This window comes from Caulobacter radicis, from assembly GCF_003094615.1.
Classification (GTDB): Bacteria; Pseudomonadota; Alphaproteobacteria; order Caulobacterales; family Caulobacteraceae; genus Caulobacter; species Caulobacter radicis.
Map to the genome: position 1 here is coordinate 711296 of NZ_QDKO01000009.1, position 15261 is coordinate 726556.

Below are 15261 nucleotides of genomic sequence, written 5' to 3' on the forward strand. Positions count from 1 at the left end.
AACCGGATCGGGACGGCGACGCGAAGTCAGGCCGGATCGATGCCGATCAGCAGCAAACGCCCGTCTACGGTCAAGGTTGCATCGGGATCGAGGATTAGCGCGTCCTCGGCGGCCAGGACCTGATCGCCGGCCCTTGCGGGTGCGAGCGCCACCAGCACGCTGACCCGCGCTTCGGCGGTGATCGTCGCCGCGCCGTCGATGCGCCGAACCGAACCTCGCCAGGTGCCGCGCCGGACCATCAGGTTGAGGTCGCGGATCGGACCGCCGTCCAGCGTCGCGGAGGCTGGGGCGTCGCCAGGAAAGGGCAGGGGCGGCGAGGCCTCGTCGAGCACAACCTCGCCAAGCCCTTCGACCGTCAGCCGCAGGCCGGCGCCGGCGATCACCGTCAGCACCCGGTCGACGCCGGGAAAGACGGAGAACGGACCGGCCGTCGCCACCTGCGCGATGCTCAGCCGCCAGTCGAAGGCGGACAGGTCCGCGCCCGGCGGCTGGGCGGCGATCTCCCAGGTCGTCCCGCCGCCGTTCTTCCAGGGAGATGCGATGCGGCTGGCGGCGGGGAGGAGGCGCACTAGAGAATGCCTGGCAGGTCCAGCCCGTGCTCGCGCGCGCAGTCTCGCGCGATCTCGTAGCCCGCATCGGCGTGGCGCATGACGCCGGTGGCCGGGTCGTTCCACAGCACGCGCTCGATCCGCTTGGCGGCCGCGTCGGTGCCGTCGCAGACGATGACCATGCCCGAATGCTGCGAGAACCCCATGCCCACCCCGCCGCCGTGGTGCAGCGACACCCAGGTGGCGCCCGAGGCGGTGTTCAGCAGGGCGTTCAGCAGCGGCCAGTCCGACACCGCGTCCGAACCGTCCATCATCGCTTCGGTCTCGCGATTGGGCGAGGCGACCGAGCCTGAGTCCAGGTGATCGCGGCCGATGACGACGGGCGCTTTCAGCTCGCCCTTGGCGACCATCTCGTTGAAGGCCAGGCCCAGCCGATGGCGGTCGCCCAGGCCCACCCAGCAGATGCGGGCGGGCAGGCCCTGGAACTTGATCCGCGCCCCGGCCATGTCGAGCCAGTTGTGCAGGTGGGGATTGTCGGGGATCAGTTCCTTGACCTTGGCGTCGGTCCTGGCGATGTCCTCTGGATCACCCGATAGCGCGGCCCAGCGGAACGGCCCGATGCCCCGGCAAAACAGCGGGCGGATATAGGCCGGCACGAAGCCGGGGAAGTCGAAGGCGTTCTTCACGCCTTGCTCCAGCGCCATCTGGCGGATGTTGTTGCCGTAGTCGACGGTCGGCACGCCGGCGGCCTGGAAGTCGAGCATGGCCCGCACGTGCGCGGCCATCGAGGCGCGGGCGGCCTTGTTGACCGAGGTCGGGTCGCGTTCCTTTGCCTCCGCCCATTGGTCCAGGCTCCAGCCCGCCGGCAGGTAGCCGTTGATCGGGTCGTGGGCGCTGGTCTGGTCGGTCAGCAGGTCGGGGCGGATCCCGCGCTTGAACATCTCCGGCAGCAGCTCGGCGGCGTTGCCCAGCAGACCCACCGAGATCGGGGTCTTGGCCGCGCAGGACTCCTCGATCCAGGCCAGGGCCTCGTCGAGGCTGTCGGTCGACCTGTCGAGATAGCCAGTGCGCAGGCGCATCTCGATCCGCGAGGGCTGGCATTCGATGGCCAGGCACGAGGCCCCGGCGAACACCGAGGCCAGGGGCTGGGCGCCGCCCATGCCCCCCAGGCCCGCCGTCAGCAGCCACTTTCCGGAGAGATCGCCGGCATAGTGCTGGCGGCCCATCTCGACGAAGGTCTCGTAGGTGCCCTGCACGATGCCCTGGGCGCCGATATAGATCCACGAGCCGGCGGTCATCTGGCCGTACATGGCCAGGCCCTTCCTATCCAGCTCGTTGAAGTGCTCCCAGGTCGCCCAGCGCGGCACCAGGTTGGAGTTGGCGATCAGCACGCGGGGCGCGTCGGCGTGGGTGCGGAACACGCCGACCGGCTTGCCCGACTGCACCAGCAGGGTCTGGTCGTCCTCCAGCCGGCGCAGGGTCTCGACGATCTTGTCGTAGCTCTCCCAGTCGCGGGCGGCTCGGCCGATGCCGCCATAGACCACCAGTTCCTCGGGCCGCTCGGCGACGTCGGGATGCAGGTTGTTCATCAGCATCCTGAGCGGCGCTTCGGTCAGCCAGGACTTGGCGGTGAGCTCAGGTCCGGTGGCGGGGCGGATGACGCGGGTGTTGTCGAGGCGGGTCATGGATGACGGGTCTCTGGCGGGGAATGGGGAAGGAACTCCTCCCCCGCGACGCGGGGGAGGGGGGCCGCGAAGCGGTGGAGGGGGCGTGACTGGGCGCCGAGCTTGAACTCGCCCCCTCCGTCACGGCGCGTATTCGCGCCGCGCCACCTCCCCCGTTTCACGGGGGAGGAGCTGATGAAGCGAACTCGACGCAGGCCTTCAGCACGTCGCCCAGCACGCTGCGCATCGGGGCGGCCTTCTGCGGGCGGTAGGGCGAGGGCCAGGACTGCGGGGTGATGCGGGGCGAGGGATCGTCGATGTAGCCGCGGCAGGCCAGCTCCATCTGCACGGCGTGGATGCCGCGCTCGGGCTTGCCGTAGTGGCGCGTGATCCAGCCGCCCTTGAAGCGGCCGTTGGTCACCATCGGCAGGCCAGAGCTTTCGCAGGCGGCCTCGACGGCGGCGGCCAGGGCCTGGTCGCAGCTCTGGCCCGAGTTCGTGCCGATGTTGAACACCGGCAGTTCGCCCGGAAACAGCCGTGGGGCGCGGGAGCGGATCGAGTGGGCGTCGTACAGGACGACCTTGCCATGCAGCGCCAGCAGCCGGTCGATCTCGGCCCGGAGCGCCGCGTGATAGGGGATGAACCAGCGCTCGCGGCGGGCGGCGATCTCGGCCTCGTCCGGCTCGAAGCCCTCGGCGTAGAGCCGCTCGCCGTCGAAGGTGTCGGTGGGGCAGAGCGCGGTGGTCGCCATCCCCGGATAGAGCGAGGCGCCCGACGGGTCGCGATTGACGTCGATGACCGTGCGCGACACGGCCGTCCGCACCGTCGTCGCGCCCAGGTCGTCGGCGAAGTTGTAGAGCCGCTCGATCCACCAGTCGGCGTCCTTGCGGGCCAGCCAGGGCGAGGCGAGGCGCTTTTCGATGTCCTCGGGGATGAAGGATCCCGAGTGGGGGATGCTGACGATCAGGGGCGCGTCGCCCCGCCAGACTTCCAGCCAGTCGCTGCTCATGTGGTCGCTCCGGGCAAGGGAACGCCGGCCGCCGCGTCGATGATCGCGCCGGTCCGCACCAGGATGTTGGCCGCTTCCATGTCGGGATGGAAGTGACGGTCGTCGGACAGGTGCGGCACCTTGCTCCGCACCGTGCTCCGCACCGCCTCGAGAACGGCGCTGGAGGTGAGCGGCGCGTGGAAGTCGCAGCCCTGCGCGGCGGCCAGAAGTTCAATGCCGATCACCGCGGTTGCGTTCTCCACCATCGACAGCAGGCGCCGCGCCCCGTGGGCGGCCATCGACACGTGGTCTTCCTGGTTGGCCGAGGTGGGGATGGAGTCGACGCTGGCCGGATAGGCCTTCTGCTTGTTCTCCGAGACCAGGGCCGCGGCCGTGACCTGCGGGATCATGAAGCCTGAGTTGAGGCCGGGCTTGGGCGTCAGGAAGGCCGGCAGGCCCGACAGCGCCGGGTCGACCAGCATGGCGATGCGGCGCTCGGCGATCGAGCCGATCTCGCAGACGGCCAGGGCGATCATGTCGGCGGCGAAGGCCACGGGCTCGGCGTGGAAGTTGCCGCCCGACAGGGCCTCGTCGGCTTCCGGAAAGATCAGCGGGTTGTCCGACACGCCGTTGGCCTCGGTGGCCAAGGTCGTGGCGGCCTGGCGCAGCACGTCCAGGGCCGCGCCCATCACCTGCGGCTGGCAGCGCAGGCAGTAGGGGTCCTGCACCCGCTCGTCTTCCTTGAGGTGCGAGGCGCGGATGCCGGAGGCGGCCATGAGCGAGCGCAGGGCGGCGGCGGTCTCGATCTGGCCGGCGTGGCGACGCAGGACGTGGATGCGCGGGTCGAACGGCGTGTCCGAACCCTTGGCGGCCTCGGTCGATAGCGCTCCGGTGACCAGGGCCGACTGGAACAGCACCTCGGCCTCGAACAGCCCGGCCAGGGCGTTGGCGGTCGAGAACTGGGTGCCGTTCAGCAGGGCCAGGCCCTCCTTGGGGCCGAGCTCGACGGGGGCCAGGCCCGCGCGGGCCAGGGCTTCCAGAGCGGGCTTGCGCACGCCGCCGACGTCGATCTCGCCGACGCCGATCATGGTCGCGGCCATGTGCGACAGCGGCGCCAGGTCGCCCGAGGCCCCGACCGAGCCCTGGCTCGGCACCACCGGCGTCAGGCCCAGCTCCAGCATCGCCTCGAGAAGCTTCACGGTCTCGACCCGCACGCCCGAGGCGCCTTGCGCCAGGCTGGCCAGCTTCAGCGCCATCATCAGGCGGATCACCGGAACCGGCGACGGCTCGCCCGTGCCGGCGGCGTGGGACAGCACGATATTGCGTTGGAGCGTGGCCAGGTCCTCGTCGCCGATGCGAACGCTGGCCAGTTTTCCAAAGCCCGTATTGATGCCGTAGACCGGCTCGCCCTTGGCCAGGATGCGGGTCACCGCCGCCGCGCTGGCCTCGATCACCGGCCAGGCGCCGTCGGCCAGGCGCGCGGCCGCGCCGCGATAGACGGACTTCCACTGGGCGAGGCTGACCTCGCCGGGATGCAGGACTTCGGTGTTCACGAAACGGCGCTCCAGACGCGCGCATGGAGCGGGTTGAAGCCCATGCGGTAGACAAGTTCGGCGGGACGCTCGACGTCCCAGATGGCGAGGTCGCAGGCCTTGCCGGCCTCCAGCGTCCCGCGATCGGCCAGTACGCCCAGGGCCCGCGCGGCCTCGCGCGTGACGCCGGCCAGGCACTCGTCCACCGTCAGGCGGAAGAGGGTGGCGGCCATGTTCATGGTCAGCAGCAGGCTGGTCAGCGGCGAGGTGCCAGGGTTGCAGTCGGTCGCCAGGGCCAGCGGTACGCCGGCCGCGCGCAGGGCCTCGATCGGCGGCAGCCTGGTCTCGCGCACGAAGTAGTAGGCGCCGGGCAGCAGCACCGCCGTCGTGCCCGCCTTGGCCATGGCCGCGATCCCGGCCTCGTCGAGATGTTCGAGATGGTCGGCCGACAGCGCCCCGAACTCGGCGGCCAGCGCCGCGCCGTGCAGGTTCGACAACTGCTCGGCGTGCAGCTTCACCGGCAGGCCGTGGGCGCGGGCCGTCTCGAACACCCGGCGGATCTGGGCCGGCGAAAAGCCGATGCCCTCGCAGAAGCCGTCCACCGCGTCGGCCAGGCTTTCGACGACGACGGCGGGGATCATCTCGCGGCAGACGAGGTCGACATAGCCTTCGGCGTTCCCTTTGAACTCCGGCGGCAGGGCGTGGGCGCCGAGGAAGGTGGTCTTCACCGACACCGGCCGGGCCTTGGCCAGGGCGCGGGCGGCGCGCAGGCTCTTGAGTTCATGTTCGAGGGAGAGGCCATAGCCGGACTTGACCTCGATCGTCGTCAGGCCCTCGGCGATCAGGGCGTCCAGGCGGGGCAGGGCGGCGGCGACCAGCTGGTCTTCGGTCGCCTCGCGAGTGGCCTTCATGGTCGAGACGATGCCGCCGCCGGCCCGGGCGATCTCCTCGTAGCTGGCGCCGGCCAGCCGCAGCTCGAACTCGTGGGCGCGGTCGCCGCCGAAGATCAGGTGGGTGTGCGGGTCGATCAGGCCAGGCGTGATCCAGCGGCCGTCGCAGTCGACGACCTCGATGGCGTCGAAAACGGGGGCGTCGGACATGGGGCCGGCATGGACGATCCGGCCGTCCTTGGCGGCGATCACGCCGTCCTCGACGACGCCGAGGCCGGGCGCGCCTTCGGCGAGGGTCGCAAGCCGGGCCTTGATCCAAACCCGATCGCACCGCATCGCCAGCGCCTCCCGTGACGTCTTGAGTCGTGCTCCGCGACCCTTGCGGCGCGGTTCAATATGTATAGACATATTCGCGAGCGACGAGGATTGTCCAGTGAGCGACGCCGAGAATCTTGAAGGCCCGGAAGAGGCGTCCCCCGAGCTGGCCGAAGAGGCGGTCATCGAGACTTCGAGCGAACCCGCTCCGCAGGTCGCTCCCGATACCCACAGGGACGTCGTGGTCTGGTGCGAAAGCGCGCTGCTGGCCGACGGCTGGGCCAAGGGCGTGCGCCTGACCCTGTCCGAGGGCCGCATCGCCCGCATCGACACCGACGTCGTCGCCGGTAGCGAGCCCCGCCTGGGCGCGGCCCTGCCGGGCATGCCCAACCTGCACAGCCACGCCTTCCAGCGTGCCATGGCCGGCCTGACCGAAGCGCGCGGCGAGGGAAGCGACAGCTTCTGGACCTGGCGCGAGCTGATGTATCGCTTCGTCGAGCGCCTGGACCCCGACGCCCTGCAGGCCATCGCCGCCATGGGCCAGGTCGAGATGCTGGAAAGCGGCTTCACCCGCGTCGGCGAGTTCCACTACCTGCACCGCGACACCGACGGCGGCGCTTTCGACAACCCGGCCGAGATGGGCGCACGCATCGCCGCCGCCGCGCAGGAGACGGGCATCGGCCTGACCCTGCTGCCGGTGTTCTATGCCCACGCCGGCTTCGGCGGCGTCGCGCCGGGCGAAGGCCAGAAGCGCTTCGTCACCAACGTCGACGGCTATGCCCGCCTGCTGGAGGCCAGCCGCGCCGCCGTCGCCGACCTGCCCGACGCGGTGGTCGGCGTCGCGCCGCACAGCCTGCGCGCCGTCACCGCCGAAGAGCTCACCGCCATCACGCCCCTGGCGGCCGGCGGTCCCATTCACATCCACATCGCCGAGCAGACGAAAGAGGTCGACGACTGCCTGGCCGCCACGGGCCAGCGTCCGGTGCGCTGGCTGATGAACCACGCCGACGTCGGCAAGCAGTGGTGCCTGGTCCACGCCACCCACATGAACGCCATGGAGACCGAGCGCCTCGCCAAGAGCGGCGCGGTGGCGGGTCTCTGCCCCATCACCGAGGCCAATCTCGGCGACGGGGTCTTTCCGGCCCACGACTACCAGGCCGCCGGCGGCGCCTTCGGCATCGGCTCGGACAGCAACGTGCTGATCGACGCGGCCGAGGAGCTGCGGGTGCTGGAATATTCCCAGCGCCTGACGCGCCGGGCCCGCAACGTGCTGGCCGGCGGCCCCAGGCGCTCGACCGGCGGCGAGCTATGGCGCGCGGCCGTGGCCGGCGGCAGCCAGGCCCTGGGCGCCGGCCGTCCGGGCCTGCGCCGCGGCGCGCCGGCCGACTTCGTCACCCTGGATCGCGAGCATCCGGCCATCGTCGGGCGCGGCGGCGACGCCCTGGTCGACAGCCTCGTTTTCGCCGGCCGTCACGGGGCCATCGACAGCGTCTGGCGCGCGGGCCGGCCCGTCGTCTCCGGCGGTCGCCACCGGCATCGCGAGGCGATCGCCGAGCGCTATCGCCGGGTGCTCAAGAGCCTGCTGTCGTGACCGTCCCGCTGCACCAGCGCATCCGCGACGAGATCGAGGGGCTGATCCGTTCGGGGGCCTGGGCCCCGGGCCACCGTGCGCCCTCCGAGAGCGAGCTGATGGCCCAGTACGGCTGCTCGCGGATGACCGTGAACAAGGCGATGTCGGCCCTGGCCGAGGCCGGGCTGATCGTGCGCCGTCGTCGGGCGGGCTCGTTCGTGGCTCGGCCCAAGGTGCATTCCACAGTCCTCGACATACCCGACATCCAGGCCGAGATCACCGCGCGGGGCGAGACCTACGCCTTCCGGCTGCTGGCCGCCGAGCGCCGTCCCGCCGATCCCGACGACGGCGACGAGGTCGAGCTGGCCGGGGAGGGCGAGCTGATCGTGCTGCGCGGCCTGCACATCGCCGGCGGCCGGCCCTTCGCCCTGGAGGACCGGCTGATCAGCCTGGCCGCCGTGCCAGAGGCCGCTGGCGCCGATTTCGCCGCCGAGCCGCCCGGCGCCTGGCTCTTGCACCACGTGCCGTGGACGGAAGCGGAAAGCCGGATCAGCGCCGTGGGCGCGGAAGCCTCTGTCGCCGAGCTGCTGGCCTTGGATCCCGGCGCGGCCCTGCTGGCCGTCGAGCGCCGCACCTGGCGGGCCGGCGAGCCCGTCACCCGCGTGCGCCAGCTGTTCCCCGGCGAGGCCTACGACCTGGTGGCCCGCTTCGGCCCGGCGCGCTGACTCTGTCGCCTCGCTCCTGGCGTTAACGGTTGCCGCGCTACACCTTCGGGTGAGCCGCTGGGCAAGCGGCCGCTGAGGGGGACTATCACCGTGACCGATCCGACCCTGAAACTGCTGCTGGCCGCCGAGATGCGCCTGCCGGGCCTGGATCTTTGGGACGGCTCGCCGGACCCGCCGAAGTGCGAGGTGAGGCTACTCGACGTCATCCACCGCATGTTCGATTTCACGGTCGACAGGACCAACACCGTCGAACGAAGGGTGCTGCACCTGCGGGCCCTGCATCTGCTGGACGGCAAGCCGGTGCTGGTCGAGAAGCGCGTCATCCAGGACAGCCTGGTCTTCGCGGCGCTGGGGTCGTCCGAGCGGGCCTTCGCTGACCCGCTGCGCGCCTGGAACGCCATGCCAGGCATCGCCGCCGATCACGCCAAGCTGGCCTTTTCCGATACGCGGGCGCTGCCTTGCCAGGCCGAGGAGGCCGGGTTTCTGGAGGCCAGCGCCGGCGTTCCCGCGCTGGTCTACCGGCACGAGGCGGCCGACGACGAGCACCAGATCTTCTTCAACGTCGAGCAATGCGCCGTGGGCCTGAAACTGCGCACCCTGGAAGGCAAGGCCTACTGGGACTACCTCGACTGACGCCCGTTGGTAGGGCGACGGCGACCGGATCGCCGGTCGCGACCGTTCCCCTCGTGCATGCACGCCCAAGCTGTCGTACATCAGCACGCGAGCGCGGGCTGAATCGCGCTTGGGGCGTGCGTGGGGACGTGGCGTGAAGGAACTCGAGGCGATCAGCGGCGGCGCGCTGGGCGGATGGTTGGCGCGGTTCAAGTCGGATGGGCGCTCGAGCCATCCCGCGCCGCCGCCGGGGACCAAGTGCGACAACTGCGAGACCGAGCTGGTCGGGCACTTTTGCCACGCCTGCGGCCAGGAAGCCTCTGATCACCACAAGTCGATCCTGCACGTCACCTGGGAAGCCATCGAGGGAATGTTCCACTTCGACGGCCGGCTGTGGCGCACCCTGCCGTGGCTGTTCGCCCGCCCCGGCACGCTGAGCCGCGAGTATCTCGACGGCAAGCGCGCCCGGCACGTGCCGCCGTTCCGCCTGTTCCTGGTCTCGCTGCTGCTGTTCATCCTGTCGGCCGAGGTCGTGATCCACAAGGCCATGCACGACGCCCAGCATAAGGGCGACCACGCGGCGCAGGGGCAGCACGGCGACGCCAAGGCCGCCCCGCACGGTCCGGCCAAGACCGACGAGCACGGCAAACCCGTCCCACCCAGCATCAACGGCAGTGTCAGGGCCATCCCCGGTGAGGTGACCAACGACATCCAGCAGTCGATGAAGGAGGGCGGCCTGCTCTCCGACGGGGTCGACGCGAACGGCAAACGCACCTTCATCGACGTGGGCGAGGTCGAGCCGACCGAGCGGGCCAAGCTGGAGTGGTTCAACACCCAGCTCAACAAGGTCGTGGCCACGCCCGGCTATTTCGTCGCGGTGGTGTTCGGCTGGGGCCACCGGCTGGCGGTGTTCCTGCTGCCGATCCTCGCCCTCAGCCTGGGCGCCTGCTACTTCTATCGCCGCAAGTTCTACATGTACGACCACCTGATCGTGTCGATGAACTATCTGTCGTTCATCTTCCTGCTGTGGGCGGCGGTGATGATCCTGCCGGCCCCGGCGCGCGACATCGGCGTGGTCGTGGCGCTGCTGTGGGCGCCGGTGAACCTGTTCATGACGTTGCGCGGCGTCTACGGCTCCAACGTCTTCGGCGCCCTGCTCAAGACTACCATCGTCTGGTTCTCCGCCCAGCTGGCCTTCGTGTTCCTGCTGGCGGGCCTGCTGTGGCTGGGGCTGTCGCAGATCTGACGGCGGTCTGCCGATTTATTGTTCGCGGACGGACTTTATCCCCGGCCGTCCGCGAGGGGTGTCATGACAGCTTTGCAAGCTCCTGATATCCGAACGGCGTGTTGCGGAAATAATCAATAGCCGCAGCCGCTTATACGTAAAAAGGGGATTACTTCTTGTCCAAGACCACCTTCGGCCGGTCGGCGCTGATGCTGACCAGCGCGCTCGGCGCGCTCGCGTTCGGCGCCGCCGCCAACGCCCAGGAAGCCGCTGACTCCACCAGCCTCGAAGAGATCATCGTCACCGCCGAGCGCCGCTCGGTGAACCTGCAGGACACGCCGGTGTCGGTCGGCGTGGTCGCGGGCGACCAGCTGCGCGCCATCCAGGGCGGCGGCGACGACATCATCTCGCTGTCGGGCAAGGTGCCGAGCTTCTACGCCGAGACCACCACGGGCCGCATCTTCCCGCGCTTCTACATCCGGGGCCTGGGCAATATCGACTTCTACCTCGGCGCCTCTCAGCCGGTGTCGATCATCCAGGACGACGTCGTCCTCGAGCACGTGGTGCTGAAGTCGAACCCGGTGTTCGACGTCCAGCAGGTTGAAGTGCTGCGCGGCCCGCAGGGCTCGCTGTTCGGCCGCAACACCACCGCCGGCATCGTCAAGTTCGACACCATCCGCCCGTCGGAAACCTTCCAGGGCCGCGCCAGCGCCTCGTACGGCACCTACGGCACGACCACCTTCGACGGCGGCATCGGCGGCCCGATCGCCGGCGACAAGCTGATGTTCCGCGTCTCGGCCCTGTACCAGCATCGCGACGACTGGGTGGACAACACCTTCGCCGGTACGAGCCTCGACGGCACCGTCACTCCGCGCAAGAACGCCATGGGCGGCTTCGACGAGAAGGACGCGCGCCTGCAGATCCTGGCCAAGCCGACCGAGCAGCTGACGGTCCTGGCCTCGGCCCACGTGCGCAACTACGAGGGGACTTCGACCCTCTTCCTGCGCAACGCCATCAAGAAGGGCTCGAACGTCGCCACCGCCCCGCGCGACAGCGTCGCCTACGACGAGGCGCACGACAATCCGCAGGCCTATGACACCAAGGGCGCCTCGCTGAACGTCGCCTATGACTTCGGCGGCATGACCCTGACCTCGATCAGCGCCTACGAGACCACCAGCGGCTACAGCCGCGGCGACACCGACGGCGGCGCCGGCGCCAACTTCCCGGTCGGCGGCGTGGCCAACGGCTTTGGCCAGTCGATGGGCCAGATCCGCGATCTCGACCAGCTGACCCAGGAAATCCGCCTGGCCAGCAACGGCGAGGACCGCCTGAAGTGGCAGGTCGGCGCGCTGTATTTCGACTCGCGCGACACCACCGACTTCTACCAGCGCGGCTACTTCCTCAACACCGGCGTGGCCGCCCGCAACCCAAACAACTGGGTGCGCCTGAACAACCTCAACACCTCGTGGGCCCTGTTCGGCCAGGTCAGCTACAAGGTGACCGACGCCCTGACCATCACGGCCGGCGCGCGTGACACCTACGACGCCAAGAAGACCCGCCTGGCCAAGACCTCGCTGACCGCCGCCGGCGCCGACACCTATGCCGGCCGTCGCTTCGTGCGCCTGTCGGACGAGCAGCCCAGCTGGGACCTGAGCGCCCTCTACGAAGTGAACCCCGACCTCAGCGTCTATGCGCGCGTGGCCAAGGGCTTCCGCGCTCCGACCATCCAGGGCCGTTCGGCGGTGTTCAACTCCGACTTCACCACCGCCGACTCCGAGACGATCCTGTCGTGGGAAGCCGGCTTCAAGAGCGTGCTGCTCGACAACAGCCTGCGCCTGAACGCCTCGGCCTTCACCTACAAGGTCAGCGACATCCAGCTGAACGGCAACGACGCCAATGGCAACGGCGTGCTGTTCAATGCCGATGAAGCCAAGGCCTACGGCATGGAAGCCGACGCCGAGTGGCGCCCGATCGCCAACCTGACCCTGACGGCGGGCCTGAGCCTGCTGCACAGCGAGATCAACGACAAGCGGGTCTACGCCCAGGTCTGCGCGCTCAACAGCGTGGTGGTCTGCACGGTCAAGACGCCGACGATCGCGATCCCGGGGGCCTTCGGCACGAACTACTTCACCCAGATCGACGGCCAGCCGCTGCCCAACGCGCCCGAGTACAACCTCAGCTTCACGGCGCGCTACGAGCTGCCGGTGGGCGCCGACGGCAAGCTGTTCGCCGCCACCGACTGGAACAAGCAGGGCTATACGAACTTCGTGCTGTACGACACGGCCGAGTTCTACTCGAAGGGCAACTTCGAAGGCGGGCTCAAGCTCGGCTACGAAGGCGGAAACGGCGCCTACGAGGTCGCCCTGTTCGGCCGCAACATCACCAACGAGAAGAACCTCAAGGGCGTGATCGAGAACTACATGGCGGCCGTCTACAACGAGCCGCGCATCGTCGGGATCTCGCTCAGCGCCAAGCTGCGCTGATCCCGAGCTGATGGACTAGAAGAGCGCCCTCCGAGCTTCGGCTCGGGGGGCGTTTTTCGTTTCTGGGAGGGGAGTGTTCTCTTTCCCCGTAAAATCCCCGCGAAAGCGGGGACCCAGGCTTTTTCTGAAAAGCGTGGCGCTCGACGATAAAACACCTGGGTCCCCGCTTTCGCGGGGATTTTACGGATGGTTGGGGCGGCCCTACAGCGACTGCCCGTCATCCACCGTGAACACCGATCCCGTCACCGCCCGCGAGGCGTCCGAGGCCAGGTACAGCGCCGTGGCCTCCAGGTCGCTGGTGTCCATCAGCCGCTTTCTCGGGAAGCCGGCCACCAGCTTCTGCCCGCCCTCGCTGTCGAACCAGGCGTCGTTGAGTTCGGTGCGGATGTAGCCGGGGCAGAGAACATTGACGTTGATGCCCTTGCTGGCCCACTCGCGGGCCAGGCTCTTGCCCATGTGGGCCGTGGCGGCCTTGGACGCGCAGTAGGCGGTGATGCCCGGCAGCACCTTGTGGGCGCCGATCGAGGCCACCAGCACGACCCGGCCGCGCGCCTCGACCCCGGCCTTGATCATCCGCCGCGCCCCCTCGCGGGCGGTCAGGAACACGCCCCGGGTGTTGACCCCCAGGATCTTGTCGAAGTCCTCGATGGCGATATCCAGCGCCGAGGCGCGGACATTGATCCCGGCGTTGGCGATCACCGAGTTCGGCGCGCCCCAGGCGGCCTCCACCGCGTCATAGGCGGCGATCACCGAGGCCTCGTCCTCGACGTCCATCGACACCGCCAGGGCCGTTCCGCCGATCGCCTCGATCTCGCCGACCAGGGTCGCCAGCCGGTCGGCCCGCCGCGCCGCCACCGCCACCCGCGCGCCGGCCTTGGCGGCGGCCAGCGCCAGGTTCGCGCCGATGCCCGACGAGGCGCCGGTGATCAGGACGGTGCGGCCGGAAAGATCGGTCATGGCGTATGCTCCCTCGGTTTCGAAAGGGAGCATACGGGCGTTTGAAAGGCTTAGGCCAGCCCCGGACCTTCGATCTTCACCACCGGGGTAAAGGCCGGCCGCCGTTCGGGCAAGGTGATCTTCAAGCCCTTGTCGTCGCGGGTGAAGGGCAGGGGATCGCCGCCAAGCAAGCTGACGCGCCGCACCTCGCCGCTCGCATGCGGCGCGCCCAACGCCAGGCTCTCGATCACCATCTCGCGGCCCGGCTCGACCAGCGGCAGGGCATAGAGCGCGCCGGCCTTGGTGGTGAAGCGGATGTCGCGGGCCTCGAACGGCTTGGCGTCGCCCTCGTTCTGCATCCCCTCGACCAGGCGGGTGGGACCCTCGCCGTAGATCTTCCACGGACGGGTCGAATAGATCGCCTCGCCGTTGACGGCGATCCAGCCGGCCATGTCGGCCAGCACCCTGGCTTCCTTGTCGTCGATCGAGCCGTCGCCGCGCTGGGGGATCGACAGCATCAGCGTGCCGTTCTTGCTGACCATGTCGGTCAGGCGCTGGATCACGTCCCTGGCGGTCTTGTAGCCGTCGCGCTCATAGAGGCCGCGGTCGTAGTGCCAGTTGCCGATGCAGGTATCGGTCTGCCAGGGCTCGTCGCGCAGCCGGTCGGAGAAGCCGCGCTCGACGTCTTCCACGATCGCCTTGCGCTGGAAGGGCGTCAGCTTCTTGCCGGTCACCACAACGTCGGTCCTGCCGAACTGGCGCATGGCGTTGTTGTAGAAGTGCGCCGTCGCCTCCAGCCCCGCCTGGCCCAGCGGCAGGGCGTAGTTGTCGAAATAGACCATGTCGGGCTTGTAGCGGTCGACGAGGTCGTTCTGGCGCAACAGCCAGTTGCGCACGAAGGCGGGATTGTTCGGCGGCGGGGTCTCCAGCCACTCGCCGTCGTGCTTGTCGTGCCAGGCGTTGGCCTGCGCGATCGAATTGATCCCGTCGGGGATCACCATGTTGGGGCCGGTATAGAGGTCCTGCGGATCCAGGCCTTCCCACCACTTGCCCTTGCCGTCGGCCTTCCTCAGGCGGAAGGCGTCGTAGCGCTGGCCCTTCAGCGGGCCTTCGGCGTCGTAGCCGTAGGCGGTCTGCCACCAGTGCCAGGCGTGGGCGGCGTGGTTGGAGACGGCGAACTTCAGGCCGTGGCGGCGCGCGACCTTCTCCCACGTCCCGACGATGTCGCGCCTGGGCCCCACGCGCGTCGAGTTCCAGGCGTGATGGCGGCTGTCGAACAGGTCGAGATTGTCGTGGTGGTTGGCCATCGACATGAAGAACTTCGCCCCGGCGGCGACATAGGACTTCATCAGGCCTTCGGGATCCCAGGCGTCGGCCTTCCAGCGCGGGATGAACTCCATGAACCCGAACTGCGTCGGATGCCCGTAGGTTTTCACGTGGTGTTCGTAGAAGGGGTTGCCCTGCTGGTACATCTGCCGGCCGTACCAGTCGCCGTACTCGGGCACGCATTGCGGGCCCCAGTGCGACCAGATGCCGAGCTTGGCGTCCCGGAACCAGTCGGGCGTCCGGTAGCCGGCGGCCAGCGACTCCCAGGACGCCTTGAACGGTCCACGGGATCCCGCCAGAGCAGGCGAGGCGGCGAGGCCGGCGGTCGCGCCCAGAAGCGCGCGGCGGGTGAAGGGCATGGTCGGTCTCGTATCTCTCGGATCGGTCGGTGGTGTCGCCCTCGTCCTTCGACAAGCTCAGGATGAGGGCTATTGCAAAGGCGGGTCA

General features: G+C 69.3%; 12 protein-coding genes. 5 read left to right on the forward strand and 7 right to left on the reverse strand.

The genetic code is table 11. The features are described 5' to 3' along the window. Window positions 1-26: 26 nt before the first annotated feature. The 5 genes from DDF62_RS05525 to hutI all read right to left on the reverse strand — a co-directional run bounded on the left by DDF62_RS05525 (window position 27) and on the right by hutI (window position 5958). On the reverse strand, window positions 27-569 hold the full coding sequence (locus DDF62_RS05525) for a HutD/Ves family protein (RefSeq protein WP_116488153.1): 543 nt from the start codon (window positions 567-569) through the stop codon (window positions 27-29). Next, window positions 569-2233, reverse strand: coding sequence for a urocanate hydratase (gene hutU, locus DDF62_RS05530; protein ID WP_116488154.1), 1665 nt, complete (start codon window positions 2231-2233; stop codon window positions 569-571). The genes DDF62_RS05525 and hutU overlap by 1 nt, the downstream gene beginning before the upstream one ends. Before the next feature lie 157 nt (window positions 2234-2390). Next, window positions 2391-3221, reverse strand: a complete 831-nt coding sequence (gene hutG, locus DDF62_RS05535; protein WP_116488155.1) for an N-formylglutamate deformylase — start codon at window positions 3219-3221, stop codon at window positions 2391-2393. After that, window positions 3218-4768, reverse strand: coding sequence for a histidine ammonia-lyase (gene hutH / locus DDF62_RS05540; RefSeq protein WP_425267019.1), 1551 nt, complete (start codon window positions 4766-4768; stop codon window positions 3218-3220). The genes hutG and hutH overlap by 4 nt, the downstream gene beginning before the upstream one ends. Then, a complete protein-coding gene (hutI, locus tag DDF62_RS05545; protein ID WP_116488157.1) occupies window positions 4750-5958 on the reverse strand; it encodes an imidazolonepropionase in 1209 nt (402 codons plus the stop codon). The genes hutH and hutI overlap by 19 nt, the downstream gene beginning before the upstream one ends. Window positions 5959-6178: 220 nt before the next feature. Between hutI and DDF62_RS05550 the strand changes: the two genes are divergently transcribed. From DDF62_RS05550 to DDF62_RS05570, 5 genes are all read left to right on the forward strand, one after another. Then, the gene (locus DDF62_RS05550; protein ID WP_244286724.1) at window positions 6179-7528 is read left to right on the forward strand and encodes a formimidoylglutamate deiminase; all 1350 of its coding nucleotides are present in this window, start codon (window positions 6179-6181) and stop codon (window positions 7526-7528) included. After that, window positions 7525-8232, forward strand: a complete 708-nt coding sequence (gene hutC / locus DDF62_RS05555) for a histidine utilization repressor (protein ID WP_116488159.1) — start codon at window positions 7525-7527, stop codon at window positions 8230-8232. The genes DDF62_RS05550 and hutC overlap by 4 nt, the downstream gene beginning before the upstream one ends. A 90-nt stretch (window positions 8233-8322) precedes the next feature. Next, window positions 8323-8865 (forward strand): UTRA domain-containing protein, encoded by a 543-nt coding sequence (locus DDF62_RS05560; protein WP_116488160.1) that lies wholly within the window; start codon window positions 8323-8325, stop codon window positions 8863-8865. Window positions 8866-8998: 133 nt separating this feature from the next. Beyond that, window positions 8999-10090: a DUF3667 domain-containing protein gene (locus DDF62_RS05565; protein WP_244286711.1), complete on the forward strand. Its 1092-nt coding sequence runs from the start codon at window positions 8999-9001 to the stop codon at window positions 10088-10090. Window positions 10091-10278: 188 nt separating this feature from the next. Then, window positions 10279-12552, forward strand: a complete 2274-nt coding sequence (locus DDF62_RS05570; RefSeq protein ID WP_116488238.1) for a TonB-dependent receptor — start codon at window positions 10279-10281, stop codon at window positions 12550-12552. Window positions 12553-12753: 201 nt separating this feature from the next. On the opposite strand, the gene DDF62_RS05575 is transcribed toward DDF62_RS05570, so the two are convergent. After that, window positions 12754-13509: an SDR family NAD(P)-dependent oxidoreductase gene (locus tag DDF62_RS05575; protein ID WP_116488161.1), complete on the reverse strand. Its 756-nt coding sequence runs from the start codon at window positions 13507-13509 to the stop codon at window positions 12754-12756. A 50-nt stretch (window positions 13510-13559) separates the two neighbouring features. Next, entirely contained in the window at window positions 13560-15173 is a 1614-nt protein-coding gene (locus tag DDF62_RS05580) for an alpha-L-fucosidase (RefSeq protein ID WP_116488162.1), read from the reverse strand. Window positions 15174-15261 lie beyond the last annotated feature (88 nt).